The sequence below is a fragment of the Arthrobacter antioxidans genome (assembly GCF_023100725.1).
Lineage (GTDB): Bacteria > Actinomycetota > Actinomycetes > Actinomycetales > Micrococcaceae > Arthrobacter_D > Arthrobacter_D antioxidans.
Genome location: NZ_CP095501.1, coordinates 2451592 through 2473270, shown reverse-complemented (window position 1 = coordinate 2473270; position 21679 = coordinate 2451592). Strand labels below are relative to the sequence as shown.

Sequence of the window (21679 nt, the reverse complement as noted above, 5' to 3'; positions counted from 1 at the left end):
GGTGGAATGGATCTACCTGGCTGCCGGCCTGCTCCTCGTGCTGGGCACGGGCTTCTTCGTGGCCGTCGAGTTCGCCCTCGTGGCCCTCGACCAGACGTACGTCCAGCGGGCGGTGGACGAGGGGGACACGAAGGCCGCGCCCCTGCTGCGTTGCCTGAAGTCCCTCTCGACCCAGCTCTCCAGCTGCCAGCTGGGCATCACGCTCACCACGCTGCTGACCGGCTACGTCATGGAGCCCTCCGTGGGCAAGCTCCTCGAGACGCCGCTCACCGCGCTCGGCCTCTCGGAGGCCGTGGTCGCCTCCGCCTCGCTCATCCTCGCCATGGTCCTCGCGACCCTGCTGTCGATGCTCATCGGCGAACTGGTCCCCAAGAACCTCTCCATCGCGCTCCCCTTCAGGGTGGGCCGGGCCCTGGCCCGCCCCCAGCTGATGTTCACGGCCGTCTTCAAGCCGGCCATCCTCGTCCTGAACGGGTTCTCCAACCGCGTCCTCAACATCTTCGGCCTCGAGGCGAAGGAGGAGATCTCCGGCGCGCGGACGCCGTCGGAGCTCTCCTCGCTGGTGCGTCGTTCCGCCGAGATGGGAACGCTCGACCAGGGCACGGCCAACTTCCTGGCGCGTACCTTCAGCTTCTCCGAGCGGACGGCGGCCGATGTCATGACCCCGCGCATCCGGATGGAGGTCATCGACTCGGACCAGTCCGTGGCCGACGTCGTCGAGGCCGCGCGCCGCACCGGCTATTCGCGGTTCCCGCTGATCGGCGACTCCGCGGACGACATCCGGGGCGTGGTCCACGTCAAGAAGGCCGTCGCGGTCCCGCGCCACAAGCGCGCGGACCTGCCCGCCGGCACCATCATGACCGACGTCCTCCGCGTCCCCGAGACGGTGCACCTCGACTCCCTCCTCAGTGAACTGCGTGAGGCGAACCTCCAGCTGGCCGTGGTGCTCGACGAATACGGGGGCACCGCCGGTGTCGCCACGCTCGAGGACCTGGTCGAGGAGATCGTCGGCGAGGTCGCGGACGAGCACGACAAGCTGAAACTGGGTGTGCTGCAGAGCGCCGCGGGGGACTGGTTCTTCCCCGGCCTCATGCGCCCCGACGAGGTCACCCTGCAGATCCCCGGCCTCGTGGTGCCGGACGAGGCCGGCTACGAGACGGTCGCCGGGTTCATCATGGCCGAGCTCGGGCGGGTCGCGGCGCCCGGGGACGCGGTCGAGGTCCCCGCGGGCACGCTGACCGTGGAGCGCATGGACGGACGGCGCATCGACCGCCTCCAGTTCCGTCCGGCGCCCACCCCCGAACACGACGACGCAAGCGCCGTGGTGCCCGAGCACCAGCCGGTACCCCAGGGCTCCTCGGGTGCCGGGGAGACCACCGGGCCCGTCTTCGCCGGCAGCACGGCCTACCGGAAGGACCACCGATGAGCGACTGGGCAGGAATCGTCTGGCTCGTCGTCCTGCTGGCCGGCAACGCCTTCTTCGTCGGCGCGGAATTCGCCATCATGTCGGCGCGCCGCAGCCAGATCGAGCCCCTGGCGGAAACGGGGTCGAAGCGTGCGAAGACCACGATCTGGGCCATGGAGCACGTCTCCCTCATGCTCGCGTGCGCGCAGCTGGGCATCACGGTCTGCTCGCTGCTGATCCTGCAGGTCGCGGAGCCCGCGATCCACCACCTGCTCGTGGTGCCGCTGGAAGCCGTCGGCATCCCCGAGGGCCTCGCCGGCGGCCTGGCCTTCGCGATCGCCCTGCTCCTGGTCACCTTCCTGCACGTGACCTTCGGCGAGATGGTGCCGAAGAACATCTCGGTCTCCGTCGCGGACAAGGCCGCGCTCCTCCTGGCCCCGCCGCTGGTGATGATCGCCCGGGTCGTCAACCCGGTGATCTCGTCCCTCAACTGGGCGGCGAACCACATCCTCCGCGCCCTCAGGGTGGAGCCGAAGGACGAGGTGTCCTCGACCTACACGCTGGAGGAGGTGCAGTCGATCGTCGAGGAGTCGACGAAGAGCGGGCTCGTCGACGACGAGTCCGGGCTCATCACCGGTGCCCTGGAATTCTCCGGGCAGACGGCAGAGACCACGATGGTGCCGCTCAGTGGGCTCGTCACCGTCCGGACGGATGCCACGCCGGAGGACTTCGAGCGCGCTGTCGGCCGGACCGGGTTCTCCCGGTTCGTCATGGTGGACGAGCACGACAACCTCACCGGCTACATGCACCTGAAGGACATCATGTCGATGCCGCAGGCCATGTACCGCCGGCCCATCACGGAGAACAAGGTCCGTACGCTGGCCAACCTGTCCCTGCACGACGAGATCGAGGACGCCCTGACGGTGATGCAGCGGACGGGCTCGCACCTGGCGCGCGTCCTGGGACCCGACGGCTCCACGCGCGGTGTCCTCTTCCTCGAGGACGTGATCGAACAGCTCATCGGCGAGATCCGCGACGCCACCCAGAACCAGGGTGCGCGCAGGTCGGGGGAGGGTATCGGCGGTCCCGACGCACCGGTCGCCTGATCCTCGGTGTCGGAGAAATGCGAACGGTTCGCGTTTGGGCTATGCTCGAAGCGCTAACCCGAACAATTCTCATTAGTCTGATCGAGGTCCCCTGATGCCTGTCTCCCGCCGTCTCGCCCTTCCCGCCCTGATGGCCGTCTCGGCCCTCGGTCTGGCCGCCTGCGGCAACGGCGGGTCCGATGCCGCGGACGGGCAGGCGGGCACCTCCGGCGACGCGGTGATCACGGTCGTCACCGCCACCAACGTGTACGGGGACATCGCGGCCGCCGTGGGCGGCGACGACGTCGAGGTCACCCCGATCGTCAACAGCCTGAGCCAGGACCCGCACTCGTACGAGCCGACGGTGCAGGACAAGCTGTCCGTCTCGGAGGCGGACCTCGTCATCGAGAACGGCGGTGGGTACGACGCGTTCCTCGGGCGCCTCGCGGACGAGACCGGCGTCGAAACGGTACTCAACGCCGTCGAGCTGTCCGGCCTCGAGGAGCCCGACGGCGCGGGGGACGAGCATGCCGGCGAGGAGGAGCACGCGGGCGAGGAGGAGCACGCGGGCGAGGAGGAGCACGCGGGCGAGGAGGAGCACGCGGGCGAGGAGGAGCACGGCCACGGGTCCCTCAACGAGCACGTCTGGTACGACCTTCCCGCGATGGCGACGCTCGCGGGCGCCATCGCGGACGAGCTGGCCCGGCTCGACGAGCCCAACGCCGAGGCCTACCGCCAGCGTGCCGACGCCTTCGTCGAGGATCTGCAGCCCGTCCAGGACCGGCTCGCCGCACTGGCATCGGAGAACGGGGGCAATGACGTCGAGGTCGCGGTGACCGAGCCCGTCCCTGCGTACCTGCTGGAGGCTGCCGGTCTCGAGGACCTCACTCCGGAAGGGTTCATCGAGGCGATCGAGGAGGAGTCGGACGTCCCCGTGGCGGCGCTCGAGGAGATGAAGACCCTCGTCTCGGGTGGCAGCCTCGCCTTCCTTGCCTACAATGGCCAGACCGAGGGAGCGCAGACGGAAGCCGTCCGGTCCGCCGCCGAGGAGGCGGGCCTGCCGATCGTCGACTTCACCGAGACCCTGCCCGACGGCGAGGACTACGTATCGTGGATGGCAGGCAACACCGACAGCATCGAAGCCGCCCTCGGATCCTGAGGTACCCCGGCACGCTCCTGCACCACCCCTGAACCACGACAGACTGGAAGCCGCTCCGCATGACCTCGACAGTTCCCCGGTCGGCGTCCCCCTCCGGGGTGGCCGACGCCCGGCCGGCGATCAGCCTGCGGGACGCCGCACTGTCCTTCGGCAGCCGCACCCTGTGGGACGGGCTCGACCTCGACATCATGCCCGGCGAATTCTTCGCCGTCCTGGGACCCAACGGCTCGGGCAAGACGAGCTTCCTGAAGGTCCTCCTCGGGCTGCAGGCGCTCGACTCCGGCACCGCGACCGTCGACGGCGGTCCCGTCACGCGGGGCAGCAGGGCGCTCGGCTACATCCCGCAGCAGAAGTCCTTTCCCCCGGAGACGCCGCTGCGGGGACGCGACCTCGTGGGGCTGGGAGTGGACGGCCACCGCTGGGGGCTGCGCCTCAGGGGCCGCGGGTACCGCGAGCACGTGGACCGGCTCCTGCACGACGTCGGTGCCGAATCCTATGCGGACGCGCCCGTCGGCCTCCTCTCGGGAGGCGAGCAGCAGCGCCTGCGGGCCGCGCAGGCCCTCGCCACGGACCCGGCCGTCCTCCTGTGCGACGAGCCCCTGCTCTCCCTGGACCTCAACCATCAGCAGGCGGTGAGCTCGCTCATCAACCGGCAGTGCCACGAGAAGAACAGCGCCGTGGTCTTCGTGACCCACGAGATCAACCCCGTGATCGACTACGTGGACCGCGTGCTGTACCTCGCGGACGGGAAGTTCCGGGTGGGCAGCCCCGCCGAGGTCATGACCAGCGAGGTGCTCTCCGATCTGTACGACAGCCCCGTCGAGGTGCTGCACAGCAACGGGAGGATCGTGGTCGTCGGCCTGCCCGACGCCACGACCCACCACCACGAGAGCGCCTAGGCCATGGACTTCCAGGACATCTTCGACGCCATCTTCACGTTCGACAACTACGCCCAGCTGCTGCCGCTGGTCCGGAACTCGCTCATCGCCGGCGCGGTGCTGGGACTCCTCGGCGGGCTGATCGGGACCTTCGTCATGATGCGCGACCTCGCCTTCGCGGTGCACGGCATCGCCGAGCTCTCCTTCGCGGGGGCCGCCTTCGCGCTGCTCGTCGGGGCCAACGTGGTGGCCGGCTCCCTCGTCGGCTCCGTCCTCGCCGCGCTCGTCCTCGGGCTCATGGGCATCCGCGCCCGGGACCGCAACTCCATCATCGGCGTCGTCATGCCCTTCGGCCTCGGCCTCGGCATCCTGTTCCTCGCCCTCTACGAAGGGCGCGCCGCCAACAAGTTCGGCCTCCTGACCGGGCAGATCGTCTCGGTCGACGACGTGCAGCTGAACCTGCTCGTGGGGTGTGCGGTCGTCGTCATGCTCGCCCTGGCCGCCATCTGGCGCCCGCTCACCTTCGCGAGCGCGGATCCGGATCTCGCGGAGGCCCGCGGGGTGCCGGTGCGGGGCCTCTCCATCCTCTTCATGGTGCTGCTGGGGATCTCCGTGGCACTGTCCATCCAGGTGGTCGGGGCCCTGCTGGTCCTCGCCCTGCTGATCACGCCGGCGGCCGCCGCCCTGAAGATCTCGTCGGCGCCCGGCGTCGTCGTGCTGCTCAGCGTGGCGTTCGCGTGCACCTCCGTGGTGGGAGGAATCCTGCTCGCGCTGGGCGGGCGCATCCCGATCAGCCCGTACGTCACGACGATCTCGTTCGCCATCTACCTCGTGTGCCGACTCATCGGGTCCCGCCGCTCGGCGCGGAGGTCGCGCCAGCCGGGGGACGGGGTCGGATCGCCACGGACAGCGGGCGTCCACGCCTGAGGGCGGAACGGCCGGAGGGGGAAGGGCCCGGCAGCCGACGAGCCCTGAAGCAGGAGGGCGCGGAGCCGGCAGGGGCTAGGAACCGATGGTGTGGTCCGGCTGCCGGACGGCGTCGGCGATCGCCTGCTCCATGCTCCGCAGGAAGCGGGTGACCGTCTCGGTCTCCTCGGCCGTGAGGCCGTCGGCGGCGGCGAGGACACCGCGCTTCTCGATGTCGAAGGCGGACCGGAACTCGTCGGTGGCCCTGTCCCCGGGTTCCAGGATCACCGCGCGGCGGTCGACGGGGTGCCGGCGGCGGCGGATGAAGCCGGCCTTCTCGAGCCGGTCGATGACGAGGGTGGTCGACGCACTCGAGATCCCGAGGGCGAGCGCGAGTTCCTTGGGGCTGGCCCCCTCGTCCTTCTGCCAGACGCCGAGAAGGTAGCGCAGGGCTCCGAGATCGGTGTCGTTGATGCTGAGCCGCTGGCTGAGCGCCCGGCGGAGGCCGCTCTCCACGGTGCGGTAGGCCCTGAGGGCGTTGAGGACGTCGATGCCGGTCGCGGCGTGATGGGTGGCGCCCTCGGTGGTCGGGGGATACCAGTAGCCCGCTCCCTGTCCCGCGTCCGAAGCTTTCATGGCTTTATCCTAGACCATCTAGTAGTCAATCTCCCTAGATACATGGTCTGTCGCGGACGCGCGGATCGTCCTCCGATCAGGCGGAACGGTCGGCCGTCCCGGCGGTGGGGAAATCCAGCTCCGTCATCGCCCGCCCGAGGGCGCCGAGGAAGCGCTGGATGGTGGCGCAGTCCCCGGGCGGGAGAGCGGAGGCGATCTGCAGCATCCGCTCGTGCATCGTGCCCATGGTCGACCGCACCTCGTGCTCGGTCGTGGCCGTCGGCCAGACCTCGATCGCCCGCCCGTCCGTGGTGCTCCGGCGTCGTTCGGCGTGGCCGCTCTGCTCGAGCCGGTCGACCAGCACCGTGGTGGCGGCCGAGGAGATCCCGAGTTCGCGGGAGAGAGCCGCGGCACTGAGCGGGGTCCCGGCCTGGCCCGCACGCAGCATGACGCGCAGGGCTGTCATGTCCGTCCGGCCGAGGTGCATGGAGTCCCTGCTCTGGCCGCGCATGGAACTCTCGGCATCGCGGTAGCGGCGGACGGCGTCCACGAGGTCCTGGACGGGATCCGCGTCCTGCGCGGGGGCAGGATGGGACGCGGCATCGGAACGGGCGGGGCCCGGCGTCGGCTCGGTGGCTGCGGGCCTGTCAGGGGACGTCACCGGATCAGCCTAATCGACGGCACCGACACCCCCTGCGCCCCGGGGTGTGGTGGCACGGATCCCGGCGAGGGATCGATCGTGCAGCACCTCAGGGCCGGGCCCCCGCCGCCGTGCAGTCCGGGCACAGGCCGTGGATCTCGACGGTGTGGGCGGCGTCGGAGAACCCGTGCTCCGCCGCGATCCGCGCGGCCCACTGCTCGACGGCCGGCGCCTCGATCTCCACGGCGCGTCCGCAGTTCCTGCAGAGCAGGTGGTGGTGGTGGTGCTCGACGGCGCAGCGCCGGTAGACCGCCTCGTTGTCACCGTTCCGCAGCACATCCACGAGGCCGTCGTCGGCCATCGACTGGAGGATGCGGTAGGCCGTGGCGAGCGAGACCGATTCGCCGCGCTCGTGGAGCACGCGGTGCAGCTCCTGCGTGCTCACGAAGTCGTCCAGGGCGTCGAGGGCAGCACTCACCGCACGCCGCTGCCGCGTGACCCGCTGCTCGGATCCCCGGCGGACAGGCGGCGCAGGCGGCACAGTCGTCCCCGTCCCCGTTCCTGCCTCGGAGGTCGCCTCAGGCGTCATGTCCTACCTTTCCTGCGGGCTCGAGTGCCCGGGATCAGAGTCAAGATTATCAGCGCGGGCGGCGGTAGTCTGAGGCGATGCTGCTGACCAAGTACTCCCATTCATGCGTGCGGCTCGAGCAGGAGGGATCCGTGCTCGCGATCGATCCCGGGACCTTCTCGGAGGTCGAGGAGGCGCTCGAAGGTGCTGCCGCCGTCCTCATCACCCATGAGCACCCCGACCACATCGCCGTCGACCGCGTGGTCGCCGTGCTCGCCGCGAATCCCACGATGGCGCTGTGGGCGCCACGCGCCGTGGCGCACGCCGTCGTCGAGGGCCTGGGTGATGCTGCGGGGGAGCGCGTCCACGCCGTGGCGGGCGGCGAGGAGTTCATGGCCGGCGGGTTCCGGGTGAGGACCTTCGGCGGACAGCACGCGCTGATCCACCCCCTGATCCCCGTGATCGCCAACGTGGGCTTCCTCGTCGAGGAATCCCTCTACCACCCGGGCGACTCCCTGATCGTGCCGGACGGGATCGCCGTCGGGACGCTCCTGGTGCCGGTGCACGCGCCGTGGTCGAAGCTGGCCGAGGTGGTGGACTTCGTGGCGTCGGTCCGCGCACCCCGCGCGTTCCAGATCCATGACGCCCTCCTCAACGAGGCCGGGCTCGGGATCGTGGAGGGCCACGTCACGCGCCTCGGTGCACGGTACGGTACGTCCTTCCGGCACCTCGCTGTCCGCGAGAGCGCCGACGTCTGAGCCCCTGCCCGGCGCTGCCCGATCCCGCCCGCTCGCCGGGCGGGTTCCTTGGTGGACGTCCCCCGGTGTGGTGGACTGGCCTGCATCAGGACCGGCCGCGGTGAGCCCGCGGTCCGGTCGTACGTTCCGACAGGAGATCTCGATGAAGACTCTGATGGATGTGCAGGAACTGCGGGACCGGATGACCTCCGGCCGGCAGACCATCCTGCTGGATGTGCGCTGGTCCCTGGGTGACCCCCACGGCCACGGGCACTACCGCGAAGCCCACATCCCCGGCGCCGTGTACGTGGACCTGGAGACGCAGCTGTGCGGCCCCGGCGGTCCCGGGCTCGGGCGCCATCCGCTGCCCGAGCCGGAGGTCCTCCAGGAGGCCGCGCGCCAGTGGGGGCTCAGCGACGGCGACACCGTGGTCGCCTACGACGACTCGGGGAACCTCGCGGCGGCACGCCTCTGGTGGCTCCTGCGCGACGCCGGATTCGCGTCGGTCGCCCTCCTGGACGGTGGCCTGAGGGCCTGGCGCGCGGCAGGGTACGACGTCGAGGGCGGGGAGGAGCGGCACTGCGTCGGCAGCGTCCACCTCACCTCGGGCCACATGCCCGTCGTCTCGATCCCCGACCTGCTCGATCCGGCGCAGGTCGACGTGATCCTCGACGCCCGCGCCGGCGAACGCTTTCGCGGCGAGCACGAGCCGATCGATCCCCGGGCCGGCCACATCCCCGGAGCCGTCAGCGCCCCGACGGCCGACAACCTCGGCGAGGACGGCCGCTTCCGGTCCGCGGAGGAGCTCCGCCGCCGCTTCCGCGCCCTGGGTGCGGGCCGGGGGCGCACCGCCGTCTACTGCGGCTCGGGCATCACCGCGGCCCACGAGATCGCGGCCCTGGACATCGCCGGCATCGACGCGGCGCTGTTCCCGGGCTCGTGGTCCCAGTGGTCGACGACGGAGGGACTGCCCGTCGCGACGGGTGCCTGAGGGCGCAGGGGGTGCGGGACGACCCCGCGGCGGGGTCCGTGGTGGCCCCGCCGCACGGAGGCGCGGTAGCGTCGGGGCATGACCCCAGGACGACCCGCACCGCCGCCCCTGCGCGGCGGCATCCCGCTGCCTGCCGGCCGGGCGCGCGGCGGTGTCCCGCCGGCAGCAACCCCAGGAGGACCGATGACCACGCTCTTCACCAAGATCATCAACGGCGAGATCCCCGGACGCTTCGTGTGGCAGGACGACGACGTCGTCGCGTTCCTCACCATCGCCCCCATCACCCCCGGGCACACGCTCGTGGTGCCACGGAGGGAGATCCCGCACTGGCTCGAGGCCGATCCGGGGACCCTGACCCGGGTGATGGCCGTCGCCCAGACCATCGGCAGGGCGCAGGAGGCGGCGTTCGGTGCACAGCGCGTGGGCGTCCTGCTCGAGGGCTACGAGGTGCCCCACCTGCACGTGCATGTCTGGCCGACACAGTCACCCGAGGATTTCGACGTCAAGCGCGTGGACCACGCGCCGGACCCGGCCGCAATGGACCGGAGTGCCGAGGCACTGCGGAGCGCGCTGCGTGACGCCGGGCATTCCGCCTCCGTGCCCGCCTGAAGGGGCCGCGGACCGCTATCGCGAACGGCTCCCCGCTGGTAGGTTGCCGATGCATGGAAGCTATCGAGAGCATGTTGACGGGCGGGCACCCCAATTCGATGGGGCGCACGGTCGAGGTCGTGGAACTGGTGGTGGCGGACCGGTCGCGGCTGGAGGAGCTGTTCGGGTGCTACGGCAGTGCCGACCCGGTGGTGCGGCTGCGCACCTCCAGTGCCCTCAAACGCCTGGAGGCCGCGCGGCACGAATGGCTGGTGCCGTTCGCCGACCGGCTCATCGACGACGTCGGGACGCTGGACCAGGCCTCCGCGCAGTGGACGCTCGCGAAGCTGCTCCTGCGGCTGACACCGGACCTCACGCCGGACCAGCGCCGCCGCGCCACGGTGGTCCTCCAGCGCAACCTGGAGCAGCAGCACGACTGGATCGTGCTGATCAACACCATGGAGGCGCTGGCCGCGTGGTCCGAGGGCGACCCCGCCCTGCGCGCCTGGCTGGACCCCCAGCTGGAGCGCCTGGCGGGCGATCCGCGGACGTCGGTCGCCGAGAGGGCACGGAACCTCACCGCCCGGGCCATGCCCGAGCGGATACCGTCCGGTGCTCCATCGCAGGACGGCGACGGGCGGGTCGCGGTCACCGCGTCGCGGCGAGCGCTTCGTTGAGGGCCGTCCTGACGCGCTTCTCGGACACCGAGTAGGCCGTGCCGAGGTCCTGTGCGAACAGGCTCACCCGCAGTTCCTCGATCATCCAGCGGACCCGCGCCAGGGACGCGGGCCGGTGCCGCCCCGCGGCGAGGGACGCGACGGCGTCGTCGTACTCGTCCTCGAGCCGCTGGATGACCGCGGTCCCGAGGCCGTCGCGCTGCACGTTGGTGGGCAGCTTCTCGAGCCGCACCTCGATGGCCCGCAGATAGCGCGGGAGGTGCGCCAGCTGGGCGTAGCCCGTGGCCGCGACGAAACCGGGGTGCACGAGGTGCTCGAGCTGGCTCCGGACGTCGTTCAGGGCCGTGATCAGTGCCAGGCTCGTGGTCCCCTTGAGCTGCTTCTGGATCCGCCGGTTGCTGGAGAGCACCTTCTCCACCGTCGCCGTCACGATGAAGACCGTGTCGATGAGCTCCGCCCGGACCTCCTCGTAGAGCCGGGCGAACGCCTCCTCGGTCCAGGGCAGCTGTTCCGGCACGAGCTTGTCGATCGCGGCGAGCGAGCAGTCCCGGATGAGCTCGGCGACACTGCCGTGCGGGTTCTGGCTGAAGGTGAGCTTCTCGGTGTTGCTGAGGTGCTCCAGGACGTACTTCGCCGGGCTCGGGATGCGCAGGGACAGGAGCCGGATGATCCCGGCCCGCATCGCCGTCGCCTGCTCGCCCGCGGTCGGGAACACCCGCAGGCCCACCGAGGTGCCCTCGTCGACGACGGCGGGGAACCCGGTGACACGGTGCCCGGCGACGGTGCGGGACACCTCGCGCTCGATGTCCCCGAAGACCCATGTGCTCTCGCCCGTCCGCTCGGCGACCGCCGGTGCCTCCGCCACGGCCACCGCTCCACGCGCCAGGGAAGCGCCCTGCGCGGCCTGCCCGCCCGCCGCGGTGTCCGCTGCGTGAGTGCTGCCGGAGCCGCGGCCCGCGGGCTCGGTCCGCGTGCTGTTCCGCCCGGCGGGACCGGCGGACGCCTTCCCGCGGCCCCCGCGGCCCGGACCGCCCGCCGGGCGGGTGCTGCCGGGCGTCGCTCCGAGGGACTCCGCGATGGCGCGGCTGACTGCCGGCGCCAGGGCCTCCCTGAGTGCCTCCAGGTCGCGGGACTCGTCGAGGACGCGCCCGGCGGCGTCGACGATCCTGAACATCATGAGCAGGTGCGGCGGCACCGCGGACCAGGTCCACGATCCGGGCGGGACGACGTGGCCCCGCAGCCGGCGCAGTGCGAGTTCGAGGGATGCCTCGAGGTCGTCCTGCTCCGGATCGAAGTCCGCCGCGAGGGCGGCGACGGCACTCCGGGCCACATCGGGGGCGGGCACGAAGTTCTTCCGCACCTGCTTCGGCAGCGACTTGATGAGCGAGGTGACGAGTTCCACGCGCTGGCCCGGGATCTGCCAGCGGAACGGCTTCGGGTCCAGCTGGTTCAGGAACAGGACCGGGATGGTCACGGTGACGCCGTCGTGCGCGCCGGGGGTGAGGGGCGAGAACTCGTAGGCGAGGGGCAGCTCGAAGCCCGCCTGGTGCCAGGTACTCGGGAAGGCCGCCTCGTCGAGTTCCGCCGCGTCCTCGCTGAGGAGCTGCTCGGGGTCGAAGTCGAGGAGGTCGGGCTGGTCGTGGCGCGCCTGCTTCCACCAGGAGTCGAAGTGCCGCTCGGAGACGACGTCCGGGCCGATCCGCTGGTCGTAGAACTCGAACAGGGTCTCGTCGTCGACCCGCAGGTCACGCCGTCGCAGGCGGTTCTCGAGTTCCTCCACCTCGGCGAGGCGGGCCTGGTTGCGGCTGAAGAACGTGTGGTGGGTCTTCCAGTCGCCCTCGACGAGGGCATGCCGGATGAACAGCTCGCGGGCCACCTCCCGGTCGATCCGCCCATAGTTGATGCGGCGTTGCGGCACGATCGGCACGCCGTAGAGCGTCACCTTCTCGTACGCCATGACCGAGCCCATCTTCCGGGACCAGTGCGGTTCGCTGTAGGAGCGCTTCACGAGGTGCGGCGCCACCTGCTCGGCCCACAGGGGATCGATGCGCGCCACGACGCGCGCCCAGAGCCGGGAGGTCTCCACGAGTTCGGCGGCCATGACCCAGTCGGGTGACTTCTTGAACAGGGCGGAGCCGGGGAACACGGCGAAGCGGGTCCCGCGGGCGCCGGAGTATTCGCGCTTGCGCTGGTCGTAGAGGCCGATGTTGCCGAGCAGGCCCGCGAGCAGGCTGATGTGGATCTGCTCGTGGAGGCCCACGGGGTCCACGGGACCGGCGGGCAGGGTGATGCCGAGCGGCTTCGCGAGCTGGCGCAGCTGCTGGAACAGGTCCTGCCACTCCCGCACGCGGAGATAGTTGATGAACTCCGTGCGGCACAGTTTCCGGAACTGCGTCGAGGAGAGTTCGTCCTGCTTCTCCTGCAGGTACCGCCACAGGTTGAGGTAGGCGGTGAAGTCCGAGTTCTCGTCCACGAAGCGCTTGTGCTTCTCGGCGGCCTGTTGCTGCCTGGCCGGCTGGTCCGCCGACGGTCGTTCCCGCGGGTCCTGGATGGTCAGGGCCGCGGCGAGCACCATGACCTCCTTGACGGAGCCGCGCGTCCCGGCCTCGACGATCATGCGCCCGAGGCGGGGATCGACGGGGAGCTGGGCGAGCTTGCGGCCCACCGGCGACAGTCCGCCGTCGTCCTTCAGCGCCCCCAGCTCACGCAGCAGGGCGACGCCGTCGTTGATCGCCTTGGTCTCGGGAGGCTCGACGAACGGGAATTCCGCGATGTCCTTGGGACTGCGGGTCACGCCCATGGCAGCCATCTGCAGGATGACCGCGGCGAGGCTGGTCCGCAGGATCTCCGGCTCGGTGAACGGACGCCGCGACGCGTAGTCCTCCTCCGAGTAGAGGCGGATGGCGATGCCGTCGGACACGCGGCCGCTGCGGCCCGACCGCTGGTTCGCGGAGGCCTGGGAGACGCGCTCGATCGGCAGCCGCTGCACCTTGGTGCGGTGCGAATAGCGCGAGATGCGTGCGGTGCCCGTGTCGATGACGTACTTGATGCCGGGCACGGTGAGGGAGGTCTCCGCGACGTTCGTCGCGAGGATGATGCGGCGGTGGCTGCCGGTGGGGCGGAAGACGCGGTGCTGCTCCTCGAGGGAGAGCCTCGCGAAGAGGGGGAGGACCTCCGTGCCGCGCAGGCGGGTGGTGGACTGGATGCGTGCGCGGAGGGCGTCGGCGGCGTCGCGGATCTCGCGCTCGCCGGAGAAGAACACGAGGACGTCGCCGGGGGCTTCGAGGGACAGCTCATCCACGGCGTCGCAGACGGCGTCGAGCGGATCGCGCTCCTCCTCGAGCTCGCTGTCCGCGCCGCCCTCGCCGTCGTCGAGCCCGCCCGGCGGCTGGTCGAGGGGCCGGTAGCGGATCTCGACCGGATACGTGCGGCCCGAGACCTCGATGATCGGTGCGGGGGAGGTGTTCGCGACGGCGGCATCGGCCGCGAAGTGTGCGGCGAAGCGCTCGGGGTCGATGGTGGCCGAGGTGATGATGACCTTCAGGTCCGGGCGCTCGGGCAGGATCCGCTTGAGGTAGCCGAGGATGAAGTCGATGTTGAGGCTGCGCTCGTGGGCCTCGTCGATGATGATCGTGCTGTACTTGCGCAGCATCCTGTCGTGCTGGATCTCGGCGAGGAGGATGCCGTCCGTCATCAGCTTGACCTTGGTCCGGCGGCCCACCGATCCGGTGAACCGGACCTGGTAACCCACCTCCTCCCCGAGCGGCACCTGCAGTTCCTCGGCGATGCGCTCGGCGACGGTGCGGGCCGCCAGGCGCCGGGGCTGGGTATGGCCGATCAGCCCGTGCTCGGCCAGGCCGAGCTCGAGGCACATCTTGGGGATCTGCGTCGTCTTCCCGGACCCGGTCTCGCCGGCGATGATGGTGACCTGGTTGGCCGCGATGGCGGCCATGATGTCGGCCCGGCGTTCCGAGACGGGAAGATCCGCGGGGTAGGAAATAGTCAGTGGCATAGTTGCCTGCCAGTCTAGTTCCTCGCACCGGGCCGCAGGCGGGATGTTCACCGAGGGCTGGAGCCGGGCCCGCCGTCGTCGTGGGGTGGGCCCTGCGCTGCCGCCCCTGCGACCTCTCCTGCCCGGCGGAGCCGGTCGGCGACGACGGCGGCGCGATCGCGCATGGCGGCCGGTTCGAGGACCTCGAAGTCGATGTCCCAGCTCGCCAGGTAGGCCAGCGGGAAGTCGAGGGAGTCGAAGCCCGCCCTCAGGAGCGTGTGGTGCTCGCCGTCGGCCTCGAGGGTGCCCGTGCTCGGTGGGACGCGCGCTGCCAGCTCCTGCAGGGGTGCGTGGAACCGGATGACGGCGTCGTAGGAAAAGGGCGAGCGTGTGATGGACTCCTGCACGTAGACCGCGAGGTCGGCTGCGGGCAGGGGGCGGGGCACGAAGCGGTCCCGTGCCACCGGCACGCTCCGGCACCGGTCCACGCGGAACGTCCGCCAGTCCTCCCGCGTGCGGTCGAAGGCCACCAGGTACCACCGGCGGCCCGTGTCCACGAGCCGGTACGGTTCGACGACGCGCCGGGAGGACTCGCCGTCGTGCCGGTCGTAGCGGAACGCGACGCTGCGGCGCTCGGTGATGGCCGCGGAGAGGGCGGTCAGGATCTCCGGGTTCACCGGCGTGCTGGCCGCGGCCATGCGGGTCACCGCGGAACGCAGCCCCGCGAACCGGGGCCTCAGCCGGGGCGGCAGGACCTGTTCGAGCTTGGTGAGCGCGCGGACGGAGGCTTCCCCGACGCCGGAGACCGGGCTGGCCGTCACCGCGGTCAGGCCGATCGCGACGGCGAGCGCCTCGTCGTCGTCGAGCAGGAGGGGCGGCAGTTGGGCCCCGGCGCCGAGCTGGTACCCGCCCGCCACCCCCGGGGAGGCGTTGATCGGGTAGCCGAGCGTGCGCAGCTTGCCGATGTCACGCCGGACCGTGCGCTCCGTGACCGCCATCCGCTGTGCGAGGGCGGGTCCCGTCCATTCGCGCCGGAGCTGGAGGAGCGAGAGGAGCTGCAGCAGGCGCGCCGACGTCTCGATCATGGGTCAACGGTACGGCGGAAAGCGGACGATAGCTGTCCTGATTCGGGATTTCTCCCGCCGATGGTCCGCGGCGGGCGGGCGTCAGGAGCCCGGCCGCCGGAGGAGCCACACCGCCCAGGTGAGAAGGGCTGCCACACCGGCCAGCACCACGGGCAGGCTGGACCCGGCATCGCCCACCAGCAGGGCGAGGACGGCGACGGGTTGCGCCACGGCCTGGATGCGGAGGAAGGACACGCCGAGCCGACGGAGTGCCGCGACGCTGATCCATCCGCGGAGGGGCAGGTACAGGAGCAGGAGGTAGAGGATGAAGACGGCATGCAGTCCGGCGACGAACACCAGGAGCCACGGGGACCCGGCCGGCACGTTCACCGCGTACGCCACCACGAGCAGCAGCAGGGACAGCGAGACCACGCCCACCGACCGGAGCGCCGCCGCGCCCGCGGCCACCACGAGGGGCAGGACGATCCACGCTGAACCGCTCCAGGCGATGCTGCCGAGGAGGATCGCCAGGAGGGCCGTCGCGCTGCGCACCATCCACAGCGGGACGAGGCCGCGCCGGTCGGGGACCGCCGGCGAGCCGGCGGTCCGGGCGGGCACGGCACGACGCCTCATGGCATCCTCCGGCCGGAGCCCTGGCCTGCACGCCGTTCGGTGTGGCGCGCCAGCAGCCTGAACCCGGTGTCGAGGTCCGGCCCGGAGGGAGCGCCGAGACCGTCCGCCCGGTCAGGCGCGTCGGCGCGTCGGTGTGTGAGCTGCGCGTCGGCGGTCGCCCCGGCGATCACGGCGATGCCGTCGTCCTGCAGGCCCTCGAGCAGCAGGCGACGCCGCAGGAGCGTGAACCGCACCGCCCCGGCCTGCGCCGCCGTGGTCTCCGTCCGGTCCAGTGGCGGCATGCAGTCGATACCTGCCACCACGTGCCCCTGCGAGTGCCAGAGACGGAGCAGCCGTGCGGGTTCGGCGTCCAGGAAGGCGGAGAACACGACGACGACGGCGCCCTGCGGCGGCACGGGATCCCTCCGGCGCCGCCGTCGCGGCACCACGGCCGTGCCCGCAAGCCGGACCCGGATCTGTTCGAGATGGCGTGCTCCGGCCGCCGAGCGCAGGGCGCGCCGCGTGCCGGACAGGTCGTCGAGGCCCACGCGGTCACCGACGGAGAGGTAGGAGGCCGCGACCGTCGCTGCGGCCGTCCGTGCCACGTGCAGCGATCCGGTCGCCAGGCGTTGAGGAGCCGCGGCGAACCAGTCGGCGGTCGAGGACGGCAGGTCCTGGGCCTGGTCGACGACGAGGAGGACCGAGGCCTCCGCGTCCGCGAAGCTGCGCCGCACCAAGAGCCGGTCCTGGTCGGTGGACCGGCGGGCCGTGGCACGCCAGTCGATCCTCCGCAGCGCGTCCCCGGGCTGCAGGGGGGCGACGGAGCGCAACTCGCCGCCGTCGCCCGGGCGCCCGGACCGATGCGTCCCGGCCAGGCCCGTGAGCCGCCGGGAGACCGGGCGGGTGAGCGTCGCGCCGATCGGCGGCAGGATGCTCACGCGCACCGGCGGCGCCGCCGCGAACGCCGAGGGCCGGGCGAGATCGGCGCCGAAACCCGCGGCGCCGTAGGCGAGGACGTCCCGTTCACCGGAGGGCGGCGCGTCCACCAGCAACGGGCACTCCTCGCCGGCCAGCAGGACGACGGCGTCCGGAGGGCACCCCGGGGCGGCCAGGGTGGTGACGACCAGGCGTTCCGCGTCCGGCACACTGTCGGCCTCCCGCGGGGCGAGCAGCAGCCGCAGGCGCGGGCCCCGGGCCTCCGTCCGTCTGTCCGGGGCGATGCGCACCGCGCAGGCGCTCCCGGCTATCGGCCCTGCGCGCCCGGCGAGCGCGAGGACGGCGAACGGTGCGGCGAGCGCCACGGTGTCCGGGCGACCGGAGACCAGGCCTGCCACCACGCAGAGGAGCGTGATGATGACCGCGAGCGCCCAGACGGGGGACCGGGCGGCGTCGGTCCTACCCACGGGGCACGGTCGGCGGGGTGGGCACCTCGGCCAGCACGTCCCGCACCACCTTCTCCGTCGCCACGCCCTGCGCCCAGGACGAGGGCGTCAGCGTCAGCCGGTGCGCGAGGACGGCCTCGGCGCCCTCCTTCACGTCCTCGGGCAGTACGAAGGTGCGCCCGTCGAGGACCGCGAGCGCGCGGCCGAGCAGGACCAGCGCCTGCGACCCGCGGGGCGACGCGCCTACCTCGACCGCCGGGTGGGTCCGCGTTGCTGCGGTGAGCCGGACCGCGTAGTCGATGACGTCGTCGTCCACCCCGACGGATTCGACGGCGGCCTGGAGGCGCAGCAGCCCCTCGGCCGTGGTCACCTTCGCGACCCGCGTCTCCTCCTGCCGCCGCGTGATGCGTCGCGCGATGATGTCCTGTTCGCCTCCCGGGCCGGGGTACCCGAAGCGCAGGCGGACCATGAAGCGGTCCAGCTGCGCCTCGGGCAACGGGTAGGTGCCCTCGAACTCGATGGGGTTGGAGGTGGCGAACACATGGAAGGGGCGCTGGAGCGGCAGGGTGGCGCCTTCGGCGGACACCTGCGCCTCGGCCATGGCTTCGAGGAGCGCGGACTGGGTCTTCGGGGACGTCCTGTTGATCTCGTCGGCGAGGAACAGGCCCGCGAAGATGGGGCCGGGCTTGAACTCGAACTCCCGCGTGGCCGGATTGAAGATGGACGAGCCGGTCACGTCCGAGGGCAGGAGGTCCGGTGTGAACTGCAGGCGTCGGAAGTCGAGCCCCAGCGCCTGGGCGAGGGTCTTGGCCGCGAGGGTCTTCCCGAGGCCGGGCAGGTCCTCGAACAGGACGTGACCTCCTGCGAGCACGGCTGCGAGGGCCAGACGCAGGGCTCCTTCGGCGCCGACGACGACGGTCCCCGCACGGGCGAGGACGTCACGGCCCACGCGGGCGGCGTCGAGCTGGTCCGGGCCCGGCCCGACGTCCGGGCCCGTCAGGACCGCGCCGGGGTCGGCGCTCGGCGGGTGGGACTCGGGGTCGGTCATGGGGCCTCCTGATGGCGGGTGGACGTCGGGTGGGGCGCGGGGGAGAGGACGATGCGCTCCAGTTCCGCGCCGAGCGCCTGGAGTTCGCGATGGGTCAGGCCCGAGGGTCGGGGCTCCGCCACGAAGGCGTCGAGCGCATCGCTGCGGGGGGTGCCGGGCCGTGCCGCAGCGACGGAGCGGGCGAGGGTGTGCACCTCGAGGACCGCACGCATGCCGGGGTCCGTGGACGCGAGGGAGAACTCGAGCGCCTGGAGGTCGGCGAGACCGCGCTCCGGCTCGGGCGGGCGCGGCAGGACGATCCGCGGGATGTCGACGGCCTCGAGGACGCCGTTCGCGATGCCCGCAGCGCACGCTGCGCCCACGAGGACGACGCCGTGGCGGGGATCGAGCCCGAAGAACCAGACGGCGACCAGCGCGAGGCCGACCAGGGCGGCCGTGATGGCCCACGCGGACCGCGTCACGGCCGGACGCCCGGCTGCCGGGCGCGTGCGGCGAGGGAGCGTGCCAGGTCGTCCACACTCGCCGCCGCCGCGTGGCGGTCGGCGGGGCCGAGGGGATCGGCGGCGGGGTTCCGGCCGGCCTGCCCGAAGCGGGCGCGCTGGTACAGGTGGTTGAGGGAGGCCAGCGGCAGGGGAGGAAGATCGAGGGTGACCGCCACCGTGGAGGCGAAGTCCGACGTCGTCTGCGGGGGCGTGCGGCCGACGCCCGCCTCGGCGCAGACGCGCTCGAGTTCGAGCCAGCACCGGATGATCGTGTCGGAGGTGCTGCCGCCGCTCACCAGCGCGGCACGCGACGCCGCCGCCCACTCCGGCAGGGCCACGGTCACCAGGGCGACGGTGGCGGGGTGTTGCAGCTCGGTGCGCTGCGGGGGATCCCCATCGGGCCCGTGCCGGCCGCGGAACCGCAGCAGGAACCGCGTCAGGAGGGCCAGCGCGAGCATGAGGAGGACCAGGGCGGTGGCGGCCAGGGTGCCGCCCTCGACGACGATGCGCTCGCCGTCGGGCAGGGGTGGTGCCGTGGTCGTCTCGGTCGGTGCGGCGGACTGCACCGGTCGGGGGGAGCTGTCCTGCGGGTCCGCGACGGGGTCGGCGGAGAAGTCGCCGACGAAAGCGGCCGCGAGCACCACGAGGACGAGGACGATCAGGGTCATCACGGTGGGGACGCGCGTGGGTCCGGCTGGTGTCCCCACGTTCCCCCCCGTCGGTAGGTGATCCCGCGGACCCCGGGGCCGCATCCTGTGGAGCCTACCAAAACAGAACCGCCGCCGGCCTGATGGCCGACGGCGGTGGAGGTGCCCTCGATAGGATTCGAACCTACGACCTTCTGCTCCGGAGGCAGACGCTCTATCCCCTGAGCTACGAAGGCAGATACGGAAACTCCCGTACCCGTGAGGGACTCATCGAGCTTAGCAGGTAGGGCATGTGTGGGGAAAACGCCGGGCGGGGGGAGTGGCGCGCCGCGCCGTGATAGATAAGAAGCACCCTCTTTCCGAAGGACCGCACATGACTCATGAGAAGCAGCACTCACTCGCCGATCCGGCGTCACCGGTGGTCGGCATCCTGTCGACGGCGATCATCGGGGCCCTTCCCCTCATCGATGCATCCAGGCTGGACGACCAGCAGCGTCGCGCTGTCCACGTCGGGACCGCTGTCCTCACCGGCCTGTACATCGGCGTCACGGTCGGCGGCAAGCGACTACCGCTGCGGGTACTGGCTGGATGCGCGGCAGCGGCGGCCACCCTTCGCTTCGCTGATGTGGGGGACGTGATCGATGCCCGGCTCGAGGAGAAACTTCGGCGGGCCGGTACGCGGCACCCGCGCCGCTGGATGGCAGCAGGTACCGCAGCATTCACCTTCGCCGGATTCCTCAGTGACCGCGCTGCGGCCAGAAGAGCGCAGGTCAGGGCGATGCTGGACGACGAGCCTGAGCAGGTGAGGTCGCTGGACCCCCGCGTCCGGGGCCTCATCCAAGGCATGCTGGCTGCCGGCGACACAGCGGGAGCACGCGAGCTCCGCGCACAGCTGGATGTAGCGCAGGAGGTCTACTGGGCCGACGAATTCACCTCGACCGTGTACCTCGACGTCCCGGCCGACATGCCGCGCGCCGTGCCCCATGACCAGGTCTTCCCGGTGCGGGCCCAGTTCCTCGGACCGGAGGGTACGCCGTATCACGTCGTCCTCCAGCTGTCCGCCGGGCAACTGGATCACCTCGCTGCAGCAACACCGGACCAGGAGAACGCCGGGTCCGTCGACAGCTTCCTCACCGAATGGCCCGATCCCTCCGAGGCCGTCTACATCGTCGACAGCCTCGACGGGACGAACTCACCGATCGGTTCGTGACCGCATCGCCAAGGGTAATGTCCCACTATGACCACACCCAGCCGCGCCCTCGTCCTCGTCGATGTCCAACAGCAGTACTTCGGGGGGCTGCTGGAGATCCAGTACCCGCCGCACGCGCAGTCCCTCCCGCGGATCACGGCAGCCATCGATGCGGCCACCGCCGCCGGCATCCCGATCGTGGTCGTCCAGCACAGTTCAGGTGAGGGAGCCCCCGTCTTCGCCCCGGGCACGCCCGAGTTCGAGCTCCACCCCGAGATCGAGCGCCGCCGCGCCGGGACCTGGAAGAGCATCGTGAAGCAGTACGGGTCGGTCTACGCCGACACGGACCTCACCCGATGGTTGCGCGGTCACGACGTCGACACCGTGACCCTCGCGGGCTACATGACCAACAACTGCATCCTCGGGTCCGCCGTCGAAGCAGAAGCCATCGGTTTCACCACGGAAATCCTCTCCGATGCCACGGGGGCGATCAACATCGCGAACGACGCCGGTTCTGCCGACGCCAGGACCGTACACACGACCCTGCTCGCACTGTTGAACTCGAACTGGGCCTCCGTCGGCTCCACGGACTCATGGATCGCGGCCCTCACCGCACACCGACCTCTTCCCGGCAGCGATCTGGGCACCTCCGCCGCTGCTGGAGCAGCACTCGCCGGCCATCTCTGACCTCCGTTCCTCCCCGCGTTCAGGACGGATGAGTCGGCCCGGCGATCGGCATTCAGGGCCCGGCTGGTGGAACCGGCTGGCGGCGGCTGAGGCGGAGGAAAGCAACCTCCTTGCCGATCGCGTAACCACACGCGGACACCGGCACCGGTGCGAGGGTGAGCCACTGCCACTGCCACTGCCACTGCCACTGCCACGGGGACGGTGACAGGAAGAGGACGGCCAGCCCGGCGAGGATCAGGGCGTAGATCGGCCAGTGCGGCCCGCGGACACCCGTGAGGAATCCGATGACGCCGGCGGCCAGGAGTCCTGCTCCGGTGACCACGAGGGT

General features: G+C 71.4%; 22 protein-coding genes and 1 tRNA gene. 11 read left to right on the top strand and 12 right to left on the bottom strand.

Annotated elements, in window-relative coordinates:
* Position 1: 1 nt before the first annotated feature.
* The 5 genes from MWM45_RS11370 to MWM45_RS11350 all read left to right on the top strand — a co-directional run bounded on the left by MWM45_RS11370 (position 2) and on the right by MWM45_RS11350 (position 5454).
* A complete protein-coding gene (locus tag MWM45_RS11370; protein ID WP_247826539.1) occupies positions 2-1426 on the top strand; it encodes a hemolysin family protein in 1425 nt (474 codons plus the stop codon).
* Positions 1423-2511, top strand: a complete 1089-nt coding sequence (locus MWM45_RS11365) for a hemolysin family protein (RefSeq protein ID WP_247826538.1) — start codon at positions 1423-1425, stop codon at positions 2509-2511. Before MWM45_RS11370 ends, MWM45_RS11365 begins: the two co-directional genes overlap by 4 nt.
* Before the next feature lie 94 nt (positions 2512-2605).
* The gene (locus MWM45_RS11360; protein ID WP_247826537.1) at positions 2606-3649 is read left to right on the top strand and encodes a metal ABC transporter solute-binding protein, Zn/Mn family; all 1044 of its coding nucleotides are present in this window, start codon (positions 2606-2608) and stop codon (positions 3647-3649) included.
* Between the two features lie 59 nt (positions 3650-3708).
* Positions 3709-4548, top strand: coding sequence for a metal ABC transporter ATP-binding protein (locus MWM45_RS11355; RefSeq protein ID WP_247826536.1), 840 nt, complete (start codon positions 3709-3711; stop codon positions 4546-4548).
* 3 nt (positions 4549-4551) lie between these two features.
* Positions 4552-5454, top strand: coding sequence for a metal ABC transporter permease (locus tag MWM45_RS11350; RefSeq protein WP_247826535.1), 903 nt, complete (start codon positions 4552-4554; stop codon positions 5452-5454).
* A 75-nt stretch (positions 5455-5529) separates the two neighbouring features.
* Here the strand turns inward: MWM45_RS11350 and MWM45_RS11345 are convergent, their stop codons facing one another.
* The 3 genes from MWM45_RS11345 to MWM45_RS11335 form a co-directional block, all read right to left on the bottom strand.
* Positions 5530-6069 (bottom strand): MarR family winged helix-turn-helix transcriptional regulator, encoded by a 540-nt coding sequence (locus MWM45_RS11345; RefSeq protein WP_247826534.1) that lies wholly within the window; start codon positions 6067-6069, stop codon positions 5530-5532.
* A gap of 76 nt (positions 6070-6145) precedes the next feature.
* A complete protein-coding gene (locus tag MWM45_RS11340; RefSeq protein ID WP_247826533.1) occupies positions 6146-6709 on the bottom strand; it encodes a MarR family winged helix-turn-helix transcriptional regulator in 564 nt (187 codons plus the stop codon).
* Positions 6710-6797: 88 nt separating this feature from the next.
* Complete coding sequence (locus tag MWM45_RS11335) at positions 6798-7277, bottom strand: Fur family transcriptional regulator (protein WP_247826532.1); 480 nt, start codon at positions 7275-7277, stop codon at positions 6798-6800.
* Positions 7278-7354: 77 nt separating this feature from the next.
* Between MWM45_RS11335 and MWM45_RS11330 the strand changes: the two genes are divergently transcribed.
* From MWM45_RS11330 to MWM45_RS11315, 4 genes are all read left to right on the top strand, one after another.
* The gene (locus MWM45_RS11330; protein WP_247826531.1) at positions 7355-8014 is read left to right on the top strand and encodes an MBL fold metallo-hydrolase; all 660 of its coding nucleotides are present in this window, start codon (positions 7355-7357) and stop codon (positions 8012-8014) included.
* A gap of 142 nt (positions 8015-8156) precedes the next feature.
* The gene (locus MWM45_RS11325; protein WP_247826530.1) at positions 8157-8984 is read left to right on the top strand and encodes a sulfurtransferase; all 828 of its coding nucleotides are present in this window, start codon (positions 8157-8159) and stop codon (positions 8982-8984) included.
* A gap of 183 nt (positions 8985-9167) precedes the next feature.
* A complete protein-coding gene (locus tag MWM45_RS11320) occupies positions 9168-9593 on the top strand; it encodes an HIT family protein (protein ID WP_247829214.1) in 426 nt (141 codons plus the stop codon).
* A 53-nt stretch (positions 9594-9646) separates the two neighbouring features.
* Entirely contained in the window at positions 9647-10249 is a 603-nt protein-coding gene (locus MWM45_RS11315; protein ID WP_247826529.1) for a hypothetical protein, read from the top strand.
* Here MWM45_RS11315 and hrpA read toward each other — a convergent pair.
* From hrpA to MWM45_RS11275, 8 genes are all read right to left on the bottom strand, one after another.
* Positions 10221-14261, bottom strand: a complete 4041-nt coding sequence (gene hrpA / locus MWM45_RS11310; protein WP_247826528.1) for an ATP-dependent RNA helicase HrpA — start codon at positions 14259-14261, stop codon at positions 10221-10223. The genes MWM45_RS11315 and hrpA overlap by 29 nt on opposite strands.
* Before the next feature lie 47 nt (positions 14262-14308).
* Positions 14309-15325, bottom strand: coding sequence for a helix-turn-helix transcriptional regulator (locus MWM45_RS11305; RefSeq protein WP_247826527.1), 1017 nt, complete (start codon positions 15323-15325; stop codon positions 14309-14311).
* An 81-nt stretch (positions 15326-15406) separates the two neighbouring features.
* Positions 15407-15937, bottom strand: a complete 531-nt coding sequence (locus tag MWM45_RS11300) for a hypothetical protein (RefSeq protein ID WP_247826526.1) — start codon at positions 15935-15937, stop codon at positions 15407-15409.
* Complete coding sequence (locus tag MWM45_RS11295; protein WP_247826525.1) at positions 15934-17319, bottom strand: DUF58 domain-containing protein; 1386 nt, start codon at positions 17317-17319, stop codon at positions 15934-15936. Before MWM45_RS11295 ends, MWM45_RS11300 begins: the two co-directional genes overlap by 4 nt.
* Positions 17312-18346 carry an AAA family ATPase gene (locus MWM45_RS11290; protein WP_247826524.1) on the bottom strand — a complete coding sequence of 345 codons (1035 nt, stop codon included), beginning with the start codon at positions 18344-18346 and terminating at the stop codon, positions 17312-17314. Before MWM45_RS11290 ends, MWM45_RS11295 begins: the two co-directional genes overlap by 8 nt.
* The gene (locus MWM45_RS11285) at positions 18343-18807 is read right to left on the bottom strand and encodes a hypothetical protein (protein WP_247826523.1); all 465 of its coding nucleotides are present in this window, start codon (positions 18805-18807) and stop codon (positions 18343-18345) included. The genes MWM45_RS11290 and MWM45_RS11285 overlap by 4 nt, the downstream gene beginning before the upstream one ends.
* Positions 18804-19535: a DUF4129 domain-containing protein gene (locus MWM45_RS11280; protein WP_247826522.1), complete on the bottom strand. Its 732-nt coding sequence runs from the start codon at positions 19533-19535 to the stop codon at positions 18804-18806. The genes MWM45_RS11285 and MWM45_RS11280 overlap by 4 nt, the downstream gene beginning before the upstream one ends.
* A gap of 103 nt (positions 19536-19638) precedes the next feature.
* Positions 19639-19711, bottom strand: a tRNA-Arg gene (locus MWM45_RS11275).
* Positions 19712-19848: 137 nt separating this feature from the next.
* Here MWM45_RS11275 and MWM45_RS11270 point away from each other — a divergent pair.
* Together MWM45_RS11270 and MWM45_RS11265 are read left to right on the top strand one after the other, a co-directional pair.
* Complete coding sequence (locus MWM45_RS11270) at positions 19849-20685, top strand: hypothetical protein (protein ID WP_247826521.1); 837 nt, start codon at positions 19849-19851, stop codon at positions 20683-20685.
* Positions 20686-20712: 27 nt separating this feature from the next.
* Positions 20713-21351, top strand: a complete 639-nt coding sequence (locus tag MWM45_RS11265; protein ID WP_247826520.1) for an isochorismatase family protein — start codon at positions 20713-20715, stop codon at positions 21349-21351.
* A 52-nt stretch (positions 21352-21403) separates the two neighbouring features.
* Here MWM45_RS11265 and MWM45_RS11260 read toward each other — a convergent pair whose 3' ends face one another.
* On the bottom strand, positions 21404-21673 hold the full coding sequence (locus tag MWM45_RS11260) for a hypothetical protein (protein WP_247826519.1): 270 nt from the start codon (positions 21671-21673) through the stop codon (positions 21404-21406).
* Positions 21674-21679: the final 6 nt, after the last annotated feature.

Coding starts and splice junctions, on each gene's coding strand:
- MWM45_RS11365 (WP_247826538.1), top strand. CDS start 1,423: ATGAGCGACTGGGCAGGAATCGTCTGGCTCGTCGTCCTGCTGGCCGGC.
- MWM45_RS11360 (WP_247826537.1), top strand. CDS start 2,606: ATGCCTGTCTCCCGCCGTCTCGCCCTTCCCGCCCTGATGGCCGTCTCG.
- MWM45_RS11355 (WP_247826536.1), top strand. CDS start 3,709: ATGACCTCGACAGTTCCCCGGTCGGCGTCCCCCTCCGGGGTGGCCGAC.
- MWM45_RS11350 (WP_247826535.1), top strand. CDS start 4,552: ATGGACTTCCAGGACATCTTCGACGCCATCTTCACGTTCGACAACTAC.
- MWM45_RS11345 (WP_247826534.1), bottom strand. CDS start 6,069: ATGAAAGCTTCGGACGCGGGACAGGGAGCGGGCTACTGGTATCCCCCG.
- MWM45_RS11335 (WP_247826532.1), bottom strand. CDS start 7,277: ATGACGCCTGAGGCGACCTCCGAGGCAGGAACGGGGACGGGGACGACT.
- MWM45_RS11330 (WP_247826531.1), top strand. CDS start 7,355: ATGCTGCTGACCAAGTACTCCCATTCATGCGTGCGGCTCGAGCAGGAG.
- MWM45_RS11325 (WP_247826530.1), top strand. CDS start 8,157: ATGAAGACTCTGATGGATGTGCAGGAACTGCGGGACCGGATGACCTCC.
- MWM45_RS11320 (WP_247829214.1), top strand. CDS start 9,168: ATGACCACGCTCTTCACCAAGATCATCAACGGCGAGATCCCCGGACGC.
- MWM45_RS11315 (WP_247826529.1), top strand. CDS start 9,647: ATGGAAGCTATCGAGAGCATGTTGACGGGCGGGCACCCCAATTCGATG.
- hrpA (WP_247826528.1), bottom strand. CDS start 14,261: ATGCCACTGACTATTTCCTACCCCGCGGATCTTCCCGTCTCGGAACGC.
- MWM45_RS11305 (WP_247826527.1), bottom strand. CDS start 15,325: ATGATCGAGACGTCGGCGCGCCTGCTGCAGCTCCTCTCGCTCCTCCAG.
- MWM45_RS11300 (WP_247826526.1), bottom strand. CDS start 15,937: ATGAGGCGTCGTGCCGTGCCCGCCCGGACCGCCGGCTCGCCGGCGGTC.
- MWM45_RS11290 (WP_247826524.1), bottom strand. CDS start 18,346: ATGACCGACCCCGAGTCCCACCCGCCGAGCGCCGACCCCGGCGCGGTC.
- MWM45_RS11270 (WP_247826521.1), top strand. CDS start 19,849: ATGACTCATGAGAAGCAGCACTCACTCGCCGATCCGGCGTCACCGGTG.
- MWM45_RS11265 (WP_247826520.1), top strand. CDS start 20,713: ATGACCACACCCAGCCGCGCCCTCGTCCTCGTCGATGTCCAACAGCAG.